At 67.4% G+C, this 19,219-nt stretch carries 14 protein-coding genes; 6 read left to right on the top strand and 8 right to left on the bottom strand.

Translation table 11 applies throughout. The annotated features are described in order from the left end of the window. Positions 1-53: 53 nt before the first annotated feature. The gene (locus tag PX554_RS09355; protein WP_275500959.1) at positions 54-866 is read right to left on the bottom strand and encodes an SDR family NAD(P)-dependent oxidoreductase; all 813 of its coding nucleotides are present in this window, start codon (positions 864-866) and stop codon (positions 54-56) included. A 58-nt stretch (positions 867-924) separates the two neighbouring features. Between PX554_RS09355 and PX554_RS09350 the strand changes: the two genes are divergently transcribed. After that, positions 925-1,356, top strand: coding sequence for a winged helix-turn-helix transcriptional regulator (locus PX554_RS09350; RefSeq protein ID WP_275500957.1), 432 nt, complete (start codon positions 925-927; stop codon positions 1,354-1,356). A gap of 16 nt (positions 1,357-1,372) precedes the next feature. Here PX554_RS09350 and PX554_RS09345 read toward each other — a convergent pair whose 3' ends face one another. The 6 genes from PX554_RS09345 to purD form a co-directional block, all read right to left on the bottom strand. Further along, complete coding sequence (locus PX554_RS09345; RefSeq protein ID WP_275500956.1) at positions 1,373-1,594, bottom strand: hypothetical protein; 222 nt, start codon at positions 1,592-1,594, stop codon at positions 1,373-1,375. Between the two features lie 103 nt (positions 1,595-1,697). Next, a complete protein-coding gene (locus tag PX554_RS09340; protein WP_275500954.1) occupies positions 1,698-2,264 on the bottom strand; it encodes a DUF3617 domain-containing protein in 567 nt (188 codons plus the stop codon). Between the two features lie 142 nt (positions 2,265-2,406). Beyond that, positions 2,407-3,978 (bottom strand): MFS transporter, encoded by a 1,572-nt coding sequence (locus tag PX554_RS09335; protein WP_275500952.1) that lies wholly within the window; start codon positions 3,976-3,978, stop codon positions 2,407-2,409. A gap of 218 nt (positions 3,979-4,196) precedes the next feature. Beyond that, a complete protein-coding gene (locus PX554_RS09330) occupies positions 4,197-4,592 on the bottom strand; it encodes a hypothetical protein (protein ID WP_275500950.1) in 396 nt (131 codons plus the stop codon). A 722-nt stretch (positions 4,593-5,314) separates the two neighbouring features. Further along, complete coding sequence (locus tag PX554_RS09325; RefSeq protein WP_275500947.1) at positions 5,315-5,698, bottom strand: hypothetical protein; 384 nt, start codon at positions 5,696-5,698, stop codon at positions 5,315-5,317. A gap of 309 nt (positions 5,699-6,007) precedes the next feature. Then, complete coding sequence (gene purD, locus PX554_RS09320; protein WP_275500945.1) at positions 6,008-7,270, bottom strand: phosphoribosylamine--glycine ligase; 1,263 nt, start codon at positions 7,268-7,270, stop codon at positions 6,008-6,010. Here purD and xseA point away from each other — a divergent pair. The 5 genes from xseA (at position 7,269) to PX554_RS09295 (ending at position 16,416) form a co-directional block, all read left to right on the top strand. After that, complete coding sequence (xseA, locus tag PX554_RS09315; RefSeq protein ID WP_275500942.1) at positions 7,269-8,651, top strand: exodeoxyribonuclease VII large subunit; 1,383 nt, start codon at positions 7,269-7,271, stop codon at positions 8,649-8,651. The two genes, purD and xseA, sit on opposite strands and share 2 nt — an antisense overlap. 12 nt (positions 8,652-8,663) lie before the next feature. Further along, the gene (locus PX554_RS09310) at positions 8,664-8,861 is read left to right on the top strand and encodes a DUF2093 domain-containing protein (protein WP_093226131.1); all 198 of its coding nucleotides are present in this window, start codon (positions 8,664-8,666) and stop codon (positions 8,859-8,861) included. Continuing rightward, positions 8,858-9,769, top strand: a complete 912-nt coding sequence (locus PX554_RS09305) for a M23 family metallopeptidase (protein WP_476712849.1) — start codon at positions 8,858-8,860, stop codon at positions 9,767-9,769. The genes PX554_RS09310 and PX554_RS09305 overlap by 4 nt, the downstream gene beginning before the upstream one ends. 241 nt (positions 9,770-10,010) lie before the next feature. Further along, positions 10,011-13,040, top strand: a complete 3,030-nt coding sequence (locus PX554_RS09300; protein WP_275500938.1) for a TonB-dependent receptor plug domain-containing protein — start codon at positions 10,011-10,013, stop codon at positions 13,038-13,040. Positions 13,041-13,395: 355 nt separating this feature from the next. Then, positions 13,396-16,416 carry a TonB-dependent receptor plug domain-containing protein gene (locus tag PX554_RS09295; protein WP_275500937.1) on the top strand — a complete coding sequence of 1,007 codons (3,021 nt, stop codon included), beginning with the start codon at positions 13,396-13,398 and terminating at the stop codon, positions 16,414-16,416. 184 nt (positions 16,417-16,600) lie between these two features. Here PX554_RS09295 and clpB read toward each other — a convergent pair whose 3' ends face one another. Then, a complete protein-coding gene (gene clpB, locus PX554_RS09290) occupies positions 16,601-19,180 on the bottom strand; it encodes an ATP-dependent chaperone ClpB (RefSeq protein WP_275500935.1) in 2,580 nt (859 codons plus the stop codon). Between the last annotated feature and the right edge of the window lie 39 nt (positions 19,181-19,219).

Raw genomic sequence — 19,219 nt, 5'->3', positions numbered from 1 at the left:
CGGCGCGGCGGCAAGCGGGCGCGGCGGCGGGCGCGGGCCGTGCGCCCGGCCGTTCAGGCGCGCGCGGCGCCGGCGTAGCGCGCGGCGGGATCGCGGCGGCTGAGCACGCCCGCAAGCGCGCCGCGTTCGCTCTGCATCGCCTCCCAATGCGGGAGATGCGCGTCGGCGAGCGGCGGGATCGTCACCGTCTCGCGCGCGTCGAAGCCGACCAGCGCGGCATCGACGAGATCGTCGACCGACATCACCATCTCCGGCGGGAAGGAATCGACATCCTTGCCCGAGCGCGCCCAGATCTCGGTACGCGTCGCGCCGGGCAGCACCGCCTGCACGTAGAGGCCCTTGTCGCCATAGTGCGCGGCGAGGCTCTGGCTGAGGTTGAGCAGATAGGCCTTGGTGCCCGAATAGACGCCGTCGAACGCCTCGGGGATCAGCGCGAGCACCGAGGCGATGTTGATGATCGATCCCGCCCCGCGCGCGACGAACGCCTTGCCGGCGGCCTGCGCGAGCAGGGTCGGCGCGGTGATGTTGAGCGCGATCAGCCGCTCGACATCCGCCGTCGGCGTCGTCAGCAGATCGCCGGTGATCGACATGCCCGCGTTGTTGACGAGCAGGGTGATGCGCGCGTCGTCGGCGAGCGTGGCGGCGACGGCGGCGACATCGGCGGCGGCGGTGAGATCGGCGCGCTGGACGGTGACGGTGCGGCCGGTCTCGGCGCGGAGCCGCTCGGCGAGCGCGTCGAGCCGGGCGGTGTCGCGCGCGACGAGGATCAGGTCGTAGCCGCGACGCGCGAGCCGATCGGCATAGACCGCGCCGATGCCGGTCGAGGCGCCGGTGACAAGCGCGGTTTGGGTGAGGGGGTCGGTCATGGGGAATCTCCTTGGCAAGTCGCTTGCGTTTTAATAGTGACGTGACTATCCATTCGGAATGGACATTGACGATCTTTCCTCAGGGGCCTGCCCGGTCGGGCGCGGCCTCGCCCGCGTCGGCGATACGTGGAGCATGCTGATCCTGCGCAACGCCGGGCTCGGGCAGACGCGGTTCGACCAGTTCCAGAAGACGCTCGGCATCGCCCCCAACATCCTGACGCGGCGGCTGGCCGCGCTGGTCGCGGCGGGGCTGCTCGAGCGGCGGCGCTACAGCGCGCGGCCGCCGCGCGACGAATATGTGCTGACCGAGGCGGGGCGCGATTATCTGCCGGTGCTGCACGCGCTCGGCGGGTGGGCGCGCAAGCATTTCGGCGGCGGCGCGATGACGCGCCCGGTCGAGGCGGGCAGCGGGCGCGACATCGTGCCGGTGGTGGTCGATGCGCGGAGCGGCGTGCCGCTCGCCGATCTCGCGATCGCGATGGCGCCGTGACGCGGGGTGCGGGGCGTCAGTCCGCGCGGGTGCGGCGTGCGCGCTTGCCGGCGGTGTGGACGATCACGGCGGTCGACAGCAGGATCGAGGACACCAGCACCGCGACCGACACGATGCCGCCGCTCGTCACGCTGACGCTCGCGCGCATCCGCGCGCGCCCGAAGCCGATCGACGCCCTCGCGCGGTGATGGACGGGCTGGCGCGCCGGCGCTGAGATCGGGACGGGGAGGTTCGGCATCGTGGTGCCGAGGCTACGCCGGGCGCAGGGGTGGCCGCAAGCGGGTTTCGGAGGATGGCGGCGGCCGACGCGGCCAACCGGCATCCTCCTGTGTGGCCGCGCCTCAGCCCTGCGGGGGCGCCTTGGTGTCGCCGGCCTTCAGGTCGCCCGGCTGGCACTCGCCGAGCCGCTTGGCGTCCATCTTCATGTGGCTCTTGGTGGTCATGCCGCCGGGCAGGCCGCTGACCGTGCTGTGCGATTCGGATGTGAACGCGGTTTCGGTAAAGGTGCCGGTATTGGTGCCCTCGACCTTGATATTGCCCATGTCGCAGTGGAGCTTGGCGTCGATCTTGCCGCCGCGCATCGTGAACGAATCATACACACAGTTCTTCTGCATCTGCGGCGCGCCGCCGAAAACGGCCTTGGGGTCGTTGACCTGCGCCTCGGTCAGGCAGACTTTGGTGGTGCTGGGGGGCATTTTGGGCATCGCCGGCAGGTTGCCCGATCCGCCAGTCGTCTCGCTGCTGATCTGCTCCATGCGCATTTCCCATTGCCCCGGCTGGAGCTTGGCGGCCTGAACCTTGGCGACCTGATCCATCGAGGCGTTGGTCATCGACACGCTTTCGCCGCCCTTCCCGCACGCACCGAGGGCCATACAGGCGGCAAGCGAAACAAGCATCATCGAGCGCATGACATACTCCCTGGTTGTGAAACCTTGATCGACATCAGCAAACGCATGACACGATCCGGAGATGCATGGCCGGGCCGCGCGCGCCCTCGCGGGCGCACCGCGCGCGGTGTTCAAGAACGCGCGACACCATGCCGCGCGATCTTCACGCGCGTTCCAGGTGACGAAGGTCGAGCCCGCGCGTTTCCCGTCCGAAGATCGCGACGAGCGCCAGCGAGGCCGCGGCCGGAACCATGATGATGCCCGCCACGACGCCCATCGCCGGTACGTGACCGGCGATGCTGAGCGACTGGGCCAGCAGCCCGCCGCCCTTCGAACAGGCCGCGATCCAGCCGGTGGCCTTGCCCCTGACGCCGAGCGGCACACTCTCGGCGGCATAGGGCAGCAGGATCGCGATGATCCCGTTCGAGCCCACGATCAGCAGGCCCACCGGCCACACCGGGCTCCCCACCCCGGCCATCTCCAGGCGCAGAACCAGCAGCAGCCCGGCGAGGGTGACGCCGATCATGGCGACGAGCGCCCATTTGCTGCTCCAGCGGCTGTAGAGCAGCGCGGCGACGAACACGGTCGGGAAGGCGATCAGCGCCGATTCCGCGAGCAGCCGGCTCGACACCGCGACCGAATAGCCCTTCGCCACCAGATCGGCCGGCAGCCACAGCAGCAGGCCGAAGTTGATGAGGCCCCAGGCGAGCGCGCAGATGCTGAGCGCGGTGATCTTGGCGACCAGCCGGGCGCCGGTCAGGGCGGTGTATCCGGCGTGAGCCACGGCGACGGTCCGCGGCGCGGCACGCTCGGCCCGCGAGCCGAACCGGTGCATGACCTCCTCCGCCTCGCGACGTCGGCCACGCGCGAGGAGGAACTTGGCCGATTCCGGGATGAAGGCCCCGAGCAGCACCAGCGTGAGGCCGGTGGGTAGGTTGATGAGCCACAGGATGCGCCAGCCGAAGATCGGCTGGAGCAGCGCGGAGGCGCCGCTCGCGGCGAAATAGCCGCCCACCGCACCGAGACCGCCGACCAGCACCAGCGCCCAGCCGCGGTGCCGGCTCGGCATCATCTCGGCGAGCAGCGCATAGGTGACCGGCAACATGCCGCCCGCCGCCAGGCCCATCATGAAGCACATGCCGATGTTCCACGCGAGGCTCGGCATCGCGCCGCAGATCGAGGTGCCGACGAACATGACGGCGGACAGCAGGATCGACGCCTTGCGGCCGTAGATGTCGGCGATCACGCCCCAGACGAACGATCCGGTGACCGTGCCCATCAGCGCGAAGAAGGGCACGAGGCTGACGGTCGCCTTCGGGACGCCATATTCCCCGACCATGCCCGGAACCGTGAAGCCGAGCGTGGCCGGCTTCATCACGTCGATGACGAGCGCGACCACCAGCACGATCATCAACCGCCAGTGCTGCCAGCCGAGCTTCGCATCCTCGGGCGCGGCGACGGTGATCGTCGCGGCGGCGACACGCTGGGCGGCGACGTCGCGGGGCAGCAACCCATAGCCGGCGACCGCGACCCCGGCGACGATCAGCCCCATGCCGGCGATCATGCCCGAGTCCATCGGCATCCCCGCGAGGTGATAGTGCATCGACCGCGCCATCAGGAACATCGGCAGGTGCGCGATCACCCCGATCGTGACCGCGATACAACCGAGGATGAAAGCCCAGAGCGCCTGCCGCTCGGAAGCGACGCTCGATCGCGATGAACCTGCTGCTGCCATGCGCGGACACTATCGAGGACGCCGAAGCGGCACCAGCGGGGTCGCCGCATTTTCCGGGACAGCGTGGTGTTATGGGGGGCAGGCGGCTTCGTGGGCCTCGCCTGAGTCGACGATACGGCAAGGGTCAGCGCCGATCGCGAACGGCTTGAGGTGGTGGGGAGCGGACAGGCAGCTTTTAAAAAAGACTGGCGGGCAAATTTGACCGTAGAGCACGCCTCCTACTGCCGAACAAACTTGTAAACGAACTGATTGGAGATGCCCGGCAGGATAATGGCGGCGGGCGGATTATTTCGTCCAAGACTTATGTAGAGCGGAAAGCTAGAGGCATCATACACCACATGACATCCCGAACTGTCCTCCACAACGCCAAGTAGATGCGGCGTTATGATGGCAATATCTCCCTTGCGCCTCTCAATCTCGTAGGTCACCGTTTGCTGACCGAATTTTGCGGACCCCTTCCGAAGCGTTAGTGTACCGCATTCACTGCTCCGGTAGCTGCCATCCGCGAAATTTTGGCCGAGTGGTGGCAGCGGATGAGTGCACGAATATAGACCGAAGGATACAGCGCCTGCGGTTACAAGAAATGCTGCAAGCGCACCCATCCGGTCGCGCAAATTCTCAGTTCCGTCCATGTTGTGAGTAGTGTATGATTATGCGGGCGGGTCAATGTCAGATATTTGGGCGCGTTGGCCGCGCAATGCGACGGCAATCGAGTGTCCGAACTTGGGGCGCGAGCCGCCCGTCCGCTTTCTCGCCTGATAACTGCCGGTCGGCTTTTAGGCGATCCGATCACGCTGGACGCAACGGAACGGCTTGAGGTGGTGGCTTTAAGCTTGGCCGCTCTTTCCGTAAGAGCGGACCCGGCACCCGATCATAGCGAACATCGTCATACGGCGGAAATGCCCTCCGCCGCGCTTTCACGAAAGCCGCGGATTTCGTGCGAGCTTCGGGCTAGAAGGCCGTCATAGTACCCCCGCGTTACCCCCACGGGTTGTCGGCCCGCACACCCGAAAGTCTCGCCCTGGTGGTAAGCCGCCATTCGTGATTTATGCTGGCGCGATGAAAGACGTCGGTAGTTTAAGCAGCCGATTTTGGCGGTGGTTCATCACCCCGCCATCACCGGCCATCCTGTGGAGACGAGCGGCATGGTCTCTCTGGATTACGCCTGTGATCTTGGGTTCCCCGCTCCTTCTGCCAATCCTTGAACCGTCCTCTATCCCCGGTCTGCTTGCCTCCTATTGGCAAATTTACGTGTTGTTTTTCGCGCTGCCTTTCGCATTGGGTGCTTATTGCTGGCGACGCGCAAATCGGGCGTGCTGATGACCACTTCTGGGCGCTAGCTGTCGACCATCTGATACGTGATATTCACTCCGGACACCCGCGCCCTCTGTTTGAACAGCCTAGACTTCGCGGCGTATCGAATGAGAAGGTGTTTTGGCGAAAGCCATTTCATATCGGCCCATGACCCTTCCCACTCACCGACCCTAGCGGCACCGTGATCGTCGTCTGCAACAAATGCGTTACCGCCGCCGGACGGCTTGTCGTCGGCGTCCAGTATCGAAATTTGGGTGGAGAAGCCCGTGGTAGCTCCGCAATCACGCTGGAACAACACCGCGACGTGGTTGCCATCGGGCGAGGCGCTCCGCGTAGCCACGGCGTTCTGGCAGGCATTCGAACAGCCGCAGCAGATCAACAGTACGGCAAGAGAGACTGCCTTCATCAGTCGGATCGTAACCTTGGCGTCGCCGTCGTCAACGGCCGCTTCTGGGGCGTTCTCCGCCCCGCGCCACTCTAGGCCGCGTGTGAGCAAAGACGCGTCGAGCGACTTGCCCCCGCGTCAACATGCCGTCGGCGGAGGTGATGCCGCGATCGCGGGCGCTTTGCGAACCTCGGCGCGGTTCCGAAGCGCTCCGCCGCGCCGGGGCGTTCCGGGGGCACCGTGCCGCGAGACCACGGCTGGGGGGCGTGTCGAGCCGTGGATGCCGGCACGGGTCGGGCATGACGGAAGGGCTTTCGCGACGGGATCGCCCTACCCCGCGCGCGCGACCTCGCGCCAGCCGATGTCGCGGCGGCAGAAGCCGGTCGGGAAATCGAGCGCGTCGACCGCCGCATAGGCCGCGGCTTGCGCCGCGCGGACGTTGGCGCCGGTCGCCGTCACCGCCAGCACGCGGCCTCCCGCCGCGACCAGCGCGCCGTCCTGGAGGCGCGTGCCCGCCTGGAACACGCGCGCGCCGGTCGCCTCGGCGGCGTCGAGCCCGGCGATCGTGCCGCCGGTCTCGGGCGTGCCGGGGTAGCCGCGCGCGGCCATCACCACGGTGAGCGCGGTGGCGTCGGTGAAGCGCGCGGGGGGGCGCTCGCCGAGCCGGCCGTGCGCGACCGCGAGCATCACGTCGAGCAGGTCGTCTTCGAGCCGCAGCATCAGCACCTGGCATTCGGGATCGCCGAAGCGGGCGTTATATTCGATCAGCTTGGGGCCGTCCGCCGTCAGCATCAGCCCGGCGTAGAGCACCCCCGAAAAGGGCGTGCCCTCGGCGGCGAGGGTGCGGACGGTCGGCCGGATGATCTCGTCGAGCGCGCGCTGCTCCAGTTCGGGGGTCAGCACCGAGGCGGGGCTGTAGGCGCCCATGCCGCCGGTGTTGGGGCCGGTGTCGCCGTCGCCGACGCGCTTGTGGTCCTGCGCGGTGCCGAACGGGAGGATCGCCGCGCCGTCGGTCAGCACGAACAGGCTGACCTCCTCGCCTTCGAGGAATTCCTCGATCACCGCTTCGCCACCGGGCGCGGCGAACAGGTCGCGGAGCGCGGCCTCGGCGGCGGCGCGGGTTTCGGCGACGGTGACGCCCTTACCGGCGGCGAGGCCGTCCGCCTTGACCACGACGGGGATGCCGAAACGGTCGAGCGCGGCGAGGCCCGCGTCGAGCGCGGTGACGCGGGCATAGCCGGCGGTGGGGATGCCGGCGCGGTCGCATAGCGCCTTGGTGAAGCCCTTCGAGCCTTCGAGCCGCGCCGCCGCCGCCGACGGGCCGAATACCGCCACGCCCGCCGCGCGCAGGCTGTCGGCAAGGCCATCGACGAGTGGCGCCTCGGGACCGATCACGACGAGGCCGATCGCGCGCTCGCCTGCGAACGCCACCACGGCGGCATGATCGGTCACATCGAGCGCGACCACCTGCGCATGCGCCGCGATGCCCGGATTGCCCGGTGCGGCGAACAGCGTATGGAGGCCCGGCGATTGCGCGAGCTTCCAGGCGAGCGCATGTTCGCGACCCCCCGAGCCGATCAGCAGGACATTCATGGCGGACCCCTTTTACGATAGCCAGGCGCGGCTGGTAGCCGAGGAGATGGCGGGCGACAACGCCGCGCCGCTGTCGGTCGGCGAACTGGCGGCGAAGCTGAAGCGCGTGGTCGAGACCGAGTTCGGTCATGTCCGGCTGCGTGGCGAAATCTCGGGCTACAAGCGCGTCGCCTCGGGCCATGCCTATCTCGCGCTCAAGGACGATGGCGCGGTGATCGACGGGGTGATCTGGAAGGGGCAGGTCAACATGCTGCCGTTCCAGCCGCAGGACGGCATCGAGGTGATCGCGACCGGGCGGATCACCACCTATCCGGGCCGCTCCAAATACCAGATCATCATCGAGCGGATGGAGCTGGCCGGCGAAGGCGCGCTGATGGCGCTGCTGGAGAAACTCAAGGCCAAGCTGGCGGGCGAAGGGCTGTTCGAGACCAGCCGGAAGAAGCGGCTGCCGTTCCTGCCGGGCGTGATCGGCGTCGTCACCTCGCCGACCGGCGCGGTGATCCGCGACATCCTCCACCGGCTGGAGGATCGCTGCCCGAGCCGCGTGATCGTGTGGCCGGTCAAAGTGCAGGGCGAAGGCTCGGCGGCGGAGGTGGCGGCGGCGATCCGGGGGTTCGACGCGATCGCGCCCGGCGGCGCGGTGGCGCGGCCCGACCTCATCATCGTCGCGCGCGGCGGCGGGTCGATCGAGGATCTGTGGTCGTTCAACGACGAGACGGTGGTGCGCGCGATCGCCGCCTGTTCGATCCCGATCATCTCGGCGGTGGGGCATGAGACCGACACCACGCTCGCCGATTACGCCGCCGACCTGCGCGCGCCCACGCCGACCGCGGCGGCGGAGATGGCGGTGCCGGTGCTCGCCGACCTGCGCCTCACGCTGGCGGCGCATGGTCAGCGCACCGAGCGCTGTGCACGGCGCTATCACGAGCGCGGGCGCGAGCGGCTCGACGCGCTGGTGCGGGTGATCCCGAGGCGCGACGCCTTGCTAGGGCCGCAGCGCCAGCGCGCCGACGATCTCGGCGCGCGGCTCGATCGCGGGCTGGAGCGGCGCGTGACCACCGCGCGGGGGATGCTCGATCGCTCGGCCGGCGCGCTCCGCCCGGCGGTGCTGGTGCGCCAGTTGGAGAGCGCGCGCGACCGGCTGGTGCGAACCTGGCGGCTGGCGCAATCGCTCAATCCCGACGCGCTGCTCGACCGGGGCTATGTGCGCGTGACCGCGCGGCCGGGCGGCGAGACGCTCGTCACCGGCGCGGCGGCGCGCGCGGCGGGGGCGGTGACGCTCCATTTCCGCGACGGGCAGGTCGATGCCAAGGTTGAGCGCGCGTCGCCCAAGCCCTATGATCGCAAGCCCGATCCGGCCGACCAGCCGAACCTGTTCTAGCCGAGAGCCGCCATGCTGATGCCCAACACCGATCGCCTCGCCCGGCTGCACTATATGGCCAACGGCTTCCGCGTGCTCACCCCCGGCGACCATGTGCTGTGCGCGGTGAGCGGGGCGCGGATCGCGCTCGAGGATCTGCGCTATTGGAGCGCGGCGCGGCAGCAAGCCTATGCGAGCGCGGCCTTCGCCACCGAGGCGCTGAGCGCTTGACGCGCGCGGTGCGGGCGACCGGCGCCGCCGTGCTGCTGCTCGGCGGCTGCGCCACCGTGCCGCGCTATCCGAGCATCCCGGCGCCGCCGCCGGCGCGGGTGACGCCGCCGCCGGGCGTGCCGCCGCGCCCCGCCGCCCCGGTGCGGTTCGGCTACACCGGCGCGATGGTGCAGGGCGGGCTGGTGATCGGCACCGCGCCCGCCGGCGCGACGCTCGTGAGCGTCAACGGCGCGAGCGTGCCGGTGGCGCGCGACGGGCGCTTCGTGTTCGGGTTCGACCGCGACGCCGGGCCGGTGACCACGCTCGCCGCGACGCTCGCGGACGGGCGGCAGGTGCGCGACCAGATCAGCGTCGCGCCGCGAAGCTGGAACATCTCCCGGCTGGCGAGCCTGCCCAAATATCCGGTGCCAGCGCCCGAATTCGCGCGCATCCGCCCCGGCGAGCTCGCGCAGATCGCCGCCGCGCGCGCGGTGCGGACCGACGCGCAAGGCTGGCGGCAGGCGTTCGCCTGGCCGGCGACCGGGCGGATCTCGACGCTGTTCGGATCGCAGCGCATCTACAAGAACGGCGAGGCGGGCGCCTACCATTCGGGGCTCGACATCGCCAAGCCGACCGGATCGGTGGTGCTCAGCCCCGCCGACGGCGTGGTGATCCTGGCGGCGGACCATCCCTTCACGCTGGAGGGCAATCTGCTGATGATCGACCACGGCATGGGCCTCAACAGCGCGTTCCTCCACCTCTCGCGGATCGACGTGCGGGTCGGCGACCATGTCCGGCGCGGGCAGCCGATCGCGCTGTCGGGCGCGACCGGGCGGGCGACCGGGCCGCATCTGCATTGGGCGATCCGCTGGCGCGACGCGAAGCTCGATCCGCTGCTGGTGGCGGGGCCGATGGCGGGCGGAAATTAGGCGACCGCCACAAAAACGCCTGATTTGTAACGGCGTGTTTCAGCCTTGATACAAACCTGTTGCAGTTTGGATACACCCACCACCAAAGTGGGCCGCTGCCTGAACGACGCCTTTACAGGCTGAAACCACCGCCTCATCCCTTGCACATGTTCCGAGCGGCATTCGTCCGACATCGGGATCGGCTTTCCTGCGCGGGCGCAACGCTTCGCCAGCCAGGGCATGAAAAGGGACTTTCAGGACCATGACCATTCGCTCTCCGGGGAAGGTGCGCCTTCTTCTCGCCGCCGCTCCGCTCGCCATGGCGCTGGCAGCGGCTCCCGCCGTGGCGCAGGATACGACCGCCGCTCCGCTGCCGGCCTCGCCCGCGCCCGCCGATCAGTCGAACGACACCACCCAGGACGTCGTCGTCACCGGTTCGTTGATCCGCAACAGCGCCACCGCCACCGCCGCGCCGATCAACACGCTGAGCGCGCAGGATTTCGTGACGCGCGGCCAGAACACCATCGCCGAGGCGCTGCAGACCATTCCGGCTAACGGCGCCGGCACGATGACGCGCGCGTGGAACAGCTTCGGCTTCGCCACCGGCGCGACCGCCGTGTCGCTGCGCGGCCTCAGCACCGGCAACACGCTGACGCTGTTCGACGGCCAGCGCTCGGCGATCTACCCGCTGGGCGATGACGGCCAGCGCAGCTTCGTCGATCTCAACACCATCCCGCAGGCGATCGTCGAAAAGGTCGACGTGCTGCAGGACGGCGCCTCCTCGACCTACGGCGCGGACGCGGTCGCCGGCGTGGTCAACGTCGTCGTCAAGAAGCAGATCGTCGGCCTCCATGCCAACGCATCGGCCGGCATCTCCGACCGTGGTGACGGCAGCGAGAACCGCGTCGATCTGACCTATGGTTACGGCAAGCTCAGCGAGCAGGGCTTCAACTTCTACGTCAGCGCCGAATTCCAGACCAACAACCCGATCTACGCGCGCGATCGCGGCTATCCGTACAACACCAACGATTACAGCCGCATTTGCAACGGCTCCGGCGCCTGCCTGCCCAACGAGACGATCAACGGCATCCAGGCCGATGGCACTTTCGGCGGTCTTGGTTCGACGCGGGTACCCGTTGTTCAGCCGTATCTGAATGGCGCTCCGGCCTATGACGTAACCGACCCGCGCGGCAATTTCCGCCTGCTCAACACGGCCGCCGGCTGCCGTGACCTGACCGCGATCACGCTCACGGCGGCGCAACAGGCACAGGCTGCCGCCGCCAAGACGCCGACGACCGGCGTCGTCTGCCAGCAGGACAACGTCAACGACTATCTCCAGGAAATCCCGAAGGAACAGCGCTTCGGCGCCACGGCGCACCTGACCGTCAACGTCGGCAGCCGCGCGCAAGCCTATGCGATGGGCAATTTCTACGAGACGCAGACCAACACCAGCATTGCGCCGCTGACCTTCGCCGGCCAGACCGCCGCCGGCGGCACGCAGTACACGCTCAGCCCCGTGCTGCTCCCCGCCTACGTCTGCCCGCGCGGCACCACGGTCGCCTGCACCGCCACCAACGGCACGCTCAACCCCAACAACCCGTTCGCGGCAGCGGGCCAGCAGGCCCGCGTCAACTATCGTTACGACCGTCCGCGCGTTTCGCTGACCGACGCCAAGACCTACCGCTTCGCGGCCGGGATCGCCGGTTCGTTCGGCGACAACTGGAAGTATGACGTCAACGGCACCTATTCCGAAGTCGATCTGCGCGTCACCAACAAGAACTATCTGAACCCGCAGCGTCTGATGAACGTCATCAACGACGGCACGTTCAACTTCGTCGATCCGTCGCTCAACAGCGAGGCGATGCGCGAGTATATCGCCCCGACCAACGACACCTATTCCAACTCGAAGCTGTGGCAGGTGCAGGCGACGCTGTCCAAGGCGCTGTTCGCGCTGCCGGGCGGCGATCTGACCGCCGCGATTGGCGGCGCCTATCGTCACGAGTCGGTCTTCAACCCGAGCGCGAACGCGCCCAACGAGATCAACCCCGCCGATCGCTATTACAGCATCAACTCGGTGAGCACGATCGGCAGCCGCAACGTCCGGTCGGGCTTCTTCGAAATCGACGCACCGATCTTCGATCAGTTGACCCTCAACGGTTCGGGCCGTTACGACAATTACTCGTCGGGCCAGGACAATTTCTCGCCGAAGATCACCGCGATCTTCAAGCCGATCGAGCAGGTCCGCCTCCGTGGCACCTGGTCGCGCGGCTTCCGCATCCCGAGCTTCAACGAAGCCTATGGCCAGCCGACCACCGGCTATATCACCAACACGGTACTTCCCACTCAGCCAGGCGGCGCAGCCTATATCGCGGCGCACGGCAATAACAGCTACGCGACGCAGTCCTACAGCTACGGTCTGACCTCGAGCGGGAACCCAAACCTGAAGCCGGAGACCTCGACCACCTTCACCGGCGGTATCGTGATTGAACCGACGCGTCAGTTCTCGTTCACGGCCGATTACTATCACATCAAGATCAAGGGCCTGATCGGCGCGCCGGATTACTCAGGCGTGGTCGGTGCCTATTATGCCAATAACGGTGTGGTGAACATTCCCGGCATCAGCGTGCGGCCCGGCGTCGCGGATCCCAACTTCCCGAATGCCCTGCCGCAGCTCGGTTTCGTCGAATATCAGTACGTCAACACCACCTCGCAGGTGACCTCTGGCCTCGACTTCTCGGGCACCGCGCGGCTGCCGCTCGGCCACGGAATCAACCTGACCAGCCGCGTCAACGCGACGTATCTGATCAACCTCGATCAGACCACGCCGGGTGGCGTCGTGCAGAAGTTCGCGGGCACGCTCAGCCCCTGCAACATCACGTCGTGCTCGGGCGCGCCGCGGTGGCGTGGTAGCTGGCAGAACACGCTCGACTTCTCGGGACGCGCCTCGCTCAGCGCGACCGCTTATTATACCAGCGGCTACAACATGGCCTCGGTCGATTACGGCAGCGATCCCTCGGATTGCGTCGGCGCGATCGGCAACTCGGTCTATGCTTATGACGATGGTACGCCGTACAAGTGCCATGCGCGTCGCTTCATCAACGTCGACATGACCGCGACCGTCAAGGTGGCCGACCGCTTCACCCTCTATGCGAACGTGCTCAACGTGTTCAACGCGAAGCCGGACTTCAACCCGGGCCAGACCTATGACACGGGCTATGGCTACAACGTGGCGTGGGAAAGCCAGGGCTTCATCGGCCGCTTCCTCCGCATCGGCGCGAAGGTCGACTGGTAAGCTTCGGCACCATCGCAACCGGGAAGGGCGGCTCCGCGAGGGGCCGCCCTTTCCTTTTGGGGCGCGGCGCGGGGTGGCGGCGGTGCCGGCGGGCAACAGTCGCCCCGTCGTGGATCGCGCGGCGCGGCGGTCTGCCGGCAATACCGCGGACACATTCGTGCGCTAGCGATGTGGCACAATTGCTACAAATGCGGGCAAATCATCACACCGGGGAATCCCCCGTCTTTACACCCGGATCGGGCCCAGCCATCCTCCCTTATCCGCCTCACCATGCGCCGTCCGGCGCCGAGGCTCGGTATCTTCCACCGTTCGCGACGGGGCGCGCGGCGGGAGATCGCAAAGGGGAAAGACACTGATGCATTCCGTCCAGACGACTCTCAAGAACCGCCTGCTGCTGGGCGCGGCACCGCTCGCCGCGCTGGCGTCGTTCGCCGCGCCGGCGTTCGCGCAGGATCAGGCCGCGCCGGCACCCGCGACGCTGCCGTCCGACACGCCCGCCGCGCAGGACGACACCAAGGACATCGTCGTCACCGGTTCGCTGTTCGCGCGCCGCGAGACCGATTCGCCGTCGCCGATCACCGTGCTCACCACGGAAAACCTCCAGAAAGCCGGCATCACCAACATCTCCGATGCGATCCGTTCGGTTTCGGCCGACAGCGCCGGCTCGATCGGCAACGGCTTCCAGAGCGGCTTCTCGGCGGGCGGCAGCGCCATCTCGCTGCGCGGCCTTGGCGTGTCGTCGACTGTCGTCCTGGTGGACGGCCTGCGCTCGGCCAACTTCCCGCTCAACGACGACGGCCACAACGCCTATGTCGATCTGAACTCGATCCCGATCACCAACATCGAACGCGTCGAAGTGCTGAAGGATTCGGCGTCGGCGACCTATGGCGCGGACGCGATCGGCGGCGTGGTCAACATCATCACCAAGAAGCACATCACCGGCCTCGCCGGCGGCATCGAGGGTGGTCTCGCGGAGAAGGGCGACGCGCAGAAGTACAAGGCGCATCTGTCGGCCGGCTACGGCGATTACGAGACGCAGGGCTTCAACGTCTATGTGACGGGCGAGTATGAGTTCGACGGGCGCGTCAACAACCATGACCGCGGCTTCCCGTTCAACACGCTCGATCTCACCTCGATCGGCGGCGTCGACAACAACCGCGCCGACGATTCGCTCACCACCGCGACCGCCGACGCGATCGTGACGCGGGTGCGCCAGACCAATCTCAACAATCCGCTCGCGGGTTCGGTTGCGAACGCCAGCACCCCGGCGCTGTTCCAGACGCTGACCCCGCTCAGCAACTGCAACTTCGGCACCTTCACGGTCAACACCGCCACGCAGCAGGGCACCGCCTGCAAGCACAACCTGCAGGACGAGTACCGCCAGATCCTGCCGCTGCAGGAGCGCTACGGCTTCAGCGCGCGCGCCAGCCTGCGGCTCAGCGACACGATCGAGGGGTATCTCCAGGGCAGCTTCATGCATGACCGGGTCGATATCATCTCCCCGCCCAACAACATCCGTCAGGTCCAGCCGTTCGGCGGTTCGCCGTCGCTCTCGGCGAGCAACCCCGGCATCGTCCTGCCGGTGTGGATCTGTAACTCGGGCGTGAACTGCGCGACCGACCTGGGTGCCGCCGGTCGTCGCCTCAACCCGAACAACCCGTATGCGGCAGCCTATGCGAACGACCCCGCCAACGGCGCGGCGCGCATCTACTATCTGTTCGGCGATGCCCGTTCGGGCAGCAGCCGCACCAACGAAGTCTATCGTATCAGCGGCGGCCTGAACGGCCACTTCGGCGATAGCTGGGTCTGGAAGGTCGATGCCGTTTACGCGCAGGACAATCTGTCGCTGACCGACTACGGCTGGTACAACACCAACGCACTCATCAACGCGATCAACACCGGCTCGTACAACTTCGTCAATCCGAGCCTCAACTCGCAGGCGGTGCGCGACGCGGTGCTCCCGCCGATCAACACCCGCTCGCATTCGTGGATCGCGACCGTCGATGCCTCGATCGGCCGCACTTTGTTCGCGCTGCCGGGCGGTGACGCCAAGATCGCGGTGGGCGGCCAGTATCGCCGCGAATCGCTGACCAACAACAGCCGCAACCCGGGCCTCGACGTGAACGGCCTCAACACCTCGGCCGCGTTCGGTGACCGTGAGGTCGCGGCGGGCTTCTTCCAGATCGACGCGCCGATCCTGACGCAGCTCAACGACGGCGTTTCGGGCCGCTACGATCACTATTCGGAAGGCTACGACCACTTCTCGCCGAAGGTGGAAGCGCAGTTCAAGCCGGTCGAGTTCTTCTCGATCCGCGGCACCTTCTCGAAGGGCTTCCGCGCCCCGACCTTCGCGGAATCCAACCCGCGCAGCTCGTATGCCGGCTTCTCGAACTACACGCCCAACGCGGCGTTCGTCGCCGCGCACCCGGGCAACTCGGCCTATTCGACGATCTATTCGTTGGGCAGCGGCGCGACCGGCAACCCCAATGTGCAGCCTGAGAAGTCGCGCAGCTTCACCGTGGGCGGCACGTTCCAGCCGACCCGCCGCGTGAGCTTCACGGTCGATTACTTCAACATCAAGAAGTCCGACCTGATCGTCACCGGCCCGCTCGGTGGCGCGGCGCGCAGCGCCTATTACTCGGTCGCATCGCAGAAGTTCGCTTCGTCTGACGCGGCCGCGGCCGCAGGCTGCGCCGCACTCGCCGCGGTCGGCCAGGGCTATTCGTGCAACGTCGTCGATGCCGCCGATCCGTTCAACCCGACCGCGCTGCCCCGTCTGCTCATCTACAACGTTCCCTATGTGAACGCGGATTATGAGATCATCTCGGGCCTCGACTTCGCCGCGCAGGGCCAGTTCGATCTGACCTCGGACATCCACTACACGACTCGCGCGGAAGTGACGCACACGCTGCAGTTCGACCTGCACACCAACGGCACGGTGCAGAAATACGCCGGTACGCTCGGGCCGCAGGAACTGTCCTCGGGCAACGGCACGCCGAACTGGCGCGGTAGCTGGCAGAACACGATCGAATACGGCAAGCTGGCGCTGACCACGACGACCTATTGGATCGGCCGTCTCAAGGAAGTCGCGGCGGATGAAGGCACAACCGATCTGTCGTGCGCCTCGGCGCTCTACAAGGCGGCGGATGGCTCGGACAAGTTCTGCTATGTCCACAGCTTCATCTACACCGACTTCAACGCCAACGTGCATGTGAACGACAATTTCGATTTCTACATCAACGTCGGCAACATCCTCGGCGCGCGCGCGCCGATCGCGCCGGCGGGCTACACCAGCTCGCCGAACTATCTGACCTCGTGGCACACGCCGGGTCTGATCGGCCGGACCTTCCGGGCGGGCGCGAACTTCAAGTTCTGATCGCTTCGATCCGAGCCAAAAATTGGGGCGGCTTCCTCGCGGAAGCCGCCCCTTTCTTTTGCCGTTTTTCAGCCGTTCACCCCGAGCGAAGTCGAGGGGCCGGTTCAGCGAAGCCGAGGCCGTCGTGCGCGACGGTGCCTCGACTTCGCTCGGCACGAACGGGCGGGAAACAGGTGGTGCGGACCTACACCACCGTCAGCTCCAGCTTCCCGTCGCCCTCCTCGACGCGCACGGTCGCGCCGTCCTTGACCTCGCCGCGCAGGATCAGGTCGGCGAGCGGGTCTTGCAGATAGCGTTGCACCGCGCGCTTCAAGGGCCGCGCGCCGTACACCGGATCGTAGCCGACCCGCCCCAGCCAGCTCCGCGCGCCCTCGGTGAGGTCGAGCGTCACCTTGCGGTCGGCGAGCAGCTTGTCGATGCGCGCGACCTGGATATCGACGATCGGCGCCATCTCGCTCTGCCCCAGACGGTGGAACAGCACGATCTCGTCGAGCCGGTTGAGGAATTCGGGGCGGAAGTGGCCGCGCACGATCTCCATCACCTGCGGTTCGACGCTGGCGACGTCCTGCCCCTCTTCCAGCGTGGTCAGATACTGGCTGCCGAGGTTCGAGGTCAGCACGATGATCGTGTTGGTGAAATCGACCGTGCGGCCCTGCCCGTCGGTCAGCCGCCCGTCGTCGAGCACTTGCAGCAGCACGTTGAACACGTCGCCATGCGCCTTCTCGACCTCGTCGAACAGGATCACCTGATAGGGGCGCCTGCGCACCGCCTCGGTCAGCACGCCGCCTTCCTCATAGCCGACATAGCCGGGAGGGGCGCCGATCAGCCGGGCGACGGCATGCTTCTCCATGAACTCGCTCATGTCGATGCGGACCATCGCGGAAGGATCGTCGAACAGGAATTCGGCGAGCGCCTTGGTCAGTTCGGTCTTGCCGACGCCGGTCGGCCCCAGGAACAGGAAGCTGCCCATCGGTCGGTTGGGATCTTGCAGCCCCGCACGCGCGCGCCGCACCGCGGTCGAGACCGCGCGCACCGCCTGCGCTTGCCCGATCACGCGCTTGCCGAGCGCCGCCTCCATCTGAAGCAGCTTGGTGCGCTCGCCCTCGAGCATCCGCTCCATCGGGATGCCGGTCCATTTGCTGACCACGCCGGCGATATCGTCGGCGGTGACCTCCTCGCGCAGCATCGCGCCCTTGGCGGCGCCCTGCGCCTCCTCGAGCTGGCGTTGGAGCTGGGGGATGCGCCCGTAGGACAGTTCGCCCGCGCGCGCGAGATCGCCGGCGCGCTGCGCCTGGTCGAGTTCGAGCCGGGCGGCGTCGAGCTGTTCCTTCAATTTGGACTCGGCGGCGATCTTGTCCTTTTCACCCTGCCAGCGCGTGGTGAGTTCGGCGGATTGCTGTTCGAGATTGGCGAGTTCGCCCTCGAGCGTGGCGAGCCGGTCGCGCGAGGCGTCGTCGCTTTCGCGCTTCAGCCCCTCGCGCTCGATCTTGAGGCGCAGGATGCGGCGGTCGAGCGTCTCGATCTCCTCGGGCTTGCTCTCGACTTCCATGCGGATGCGGCTGGCGGCTTCGTCCATCAGGTCGATCGCCTTGTCGGGCATGAACCGATCGGTGATGTAGCGGTTGCCGAGCGTCGCCGCAGCGACGATCGCGCCGTCGGTGATGCGGACGCCGTGGTGGAGTTCGTATTTCTCCTTGAGGCCGCGCAGGATCGAGATCGTGTCCTCGACGGTCGGCTCACCCACGAACACCGGCTGGAAGCGGCGCTGGAGCGCGGCGTCCTTTCCGACGTACTTGCGATACTCGTCGAGCGTGGTCGCGCCGACGCAGTGCAATTCACCGCGCGCGAGCGCGGGCTTGAGCAGGTTGGAGGCGTCCATCGCGCCATCGGTCTTGCCCGCGCCGATCAGCGTGTGCATCTCGTCGATGAACAGGATGATGTCGCCCTCGCCGGCCTTGACCTCGTCGAGCACGCCCTTGAGCCGCTCCTCGAACTCGCCGCGATATTTGGCGCCCGCGATCAGGCTGCCCATGTCGAGCGCCATCAGCGTGCGGTCCTTGAGCGTATCGGGCACGTCGCCATTGGCGATGCGCAGCGCGAGACCTTCCGCGATCGCGGTCTTGCCGACGCCGGGTTCACCGATCAGCACCGGGTTGTTCTTGGTGCGGCGGGCGAGGATCTGGATGGTGCGGCGGATTTCCTCGTCGCGGCCGATCACCGGATCGAGCTTGCCGTCGCGCGCCGCCTGCGTCAGATCGCGCGCGAACTTCTTGAGCGCGTCGTAGCGATCCTCGGCCGAGGCGGTGTCGGCGGTGCGGCCGCCGCGCAAGGTGTTGATCGCGGCGTTGAGCGCCTCGGCCCTGACGGCGGCGGCTTGCAGCGCCTTGCCCGCCGCGGTGTTGAGCGACAGCGCGAGCGCGACCAGCAGCCGCTCGACGGTGACGTAGCTGTCGCCGGCTTTCTGCGCGATCTGCTCGGCCTGGTCGAGCACGCGGACGAGATCATTGTCGATGCCGGGCGAACCTTGCGCGCCGCTGCCCGACACCGCCGGGATCTTGGACAAAGCGAGATCGGTCTCGCTGAGCGCGCGCTTGGCGTCGCCCCCGGCGGACTGGATCAGTCCCGCGGCCATGCCCTGCTCGTCCTCAAGCAGCGCCTTCAAGAGATGTTCGGGCGCGATCCGCTGGTGGTTCATGCGGATCGCGACGGTCTGTGCCGATTGCAGGAAGCCCTTGGCGCGGTCCGTGAATTTTTCGAGATTCATGTCGGTGAAATCCCTCCTTTGATGGCGCGCGATATGGTG

Source organism: Sphingomonas pollutisoli, assembly GCF_029167165.1.
In the GTDB taxonomy this organism is placed as follows: Bacteria; Pseudomonadota; Alphaproteobacteria; order Sphingomonadales; family Sphingomonadaceae; genus Sphingomonas; species Sphingomonas pollutisoli.
Note: the sequence above shows the minus strand (reverse complement) of the source record. Positions and strands in the feature narration are given on the sequence as shown.

Coding starts and splice junctions, on each gene's coding strand:
- PX554_RS09355 (WP_275500959.1), bottom strand. CDS start 866: ATGACCGACCCCCTCACCCAAACCGCGCTTGTCACCGGCGCCTCGACC.
- PX554_RS09350 (WP_275500957.1), top strand. CDS start 925: ATGGACATTGACGATCTTTCCTCAGGGGCCTGCCCGGTCGGGCGCGGC.
- PX554_RS09345 (WP_275500956.1), bottom strand. CDS start 1,594: ATGCCGAACCTCCCCGTCCCGATCTCAGCGCCGGCGCGCCAGCCCGTC.
- PX554_RS09340 (WP_275500954.1), bottom strand. CDS start 2,264: ATGCGCTCGATGATGCTTGTTTCGCTTGCCGCCTGTATGGCCCTCGGT.
- PX554_RS09335 (WP_275500952.1), bottom strand. CDS start 3,978: ATGGCAGCAGCAGGTTCATCGCGATCGAGCGTCGCTTCCGAGCGGCAG.
- PX554_RS09325 (WP_275500947.1), bottom strand. CDS start 5,698: ATGAAGGCAGTCTCTCTTGCCGTACTGTTGATCTGCTGCGGCTGTTCG.
- xseA (WP_275500942.1), top strand. CDS start 7,269: ATGGCGGACCCCTTTTACGATAGCCAGGCGCGGCTGGTAGCCGAGGAG.
- purD (WP_275500945.1), bottom strand. CDS start 7,270: ATGAATGTCCTGCTGATCGGCTCGGGGGGTCGCGAACATGCGCTCGCC.
- PX554_RS09310 (WP_093226131.1), top strand. CDS start 8,664: ATGCTGATGCCCAACACCGATCGCCTCGCCCGGCTGCACTATATGGCC.
- PX554_RS09300 (WP_275500938.1), top strand. CDS start 10,011: ATGACCATTCGCTCTCCGGGGAAGGTGCGCCTTCTTCTCGCCGCCGCT.
- PX554_RS09295 (WP_275500937.1), top strand. CDS start 13,396: ATGCATTCCGTCCAGACGACTCTCAAGAACCGCCTGCTGCTGGGCGCG.
- clpB (WP_275500935.1), bottom strand. CDS start 19,180: ATGAATCTCGAAAAATTCACGGACCGCGCCAAGGGCTTCCTGCAATCG.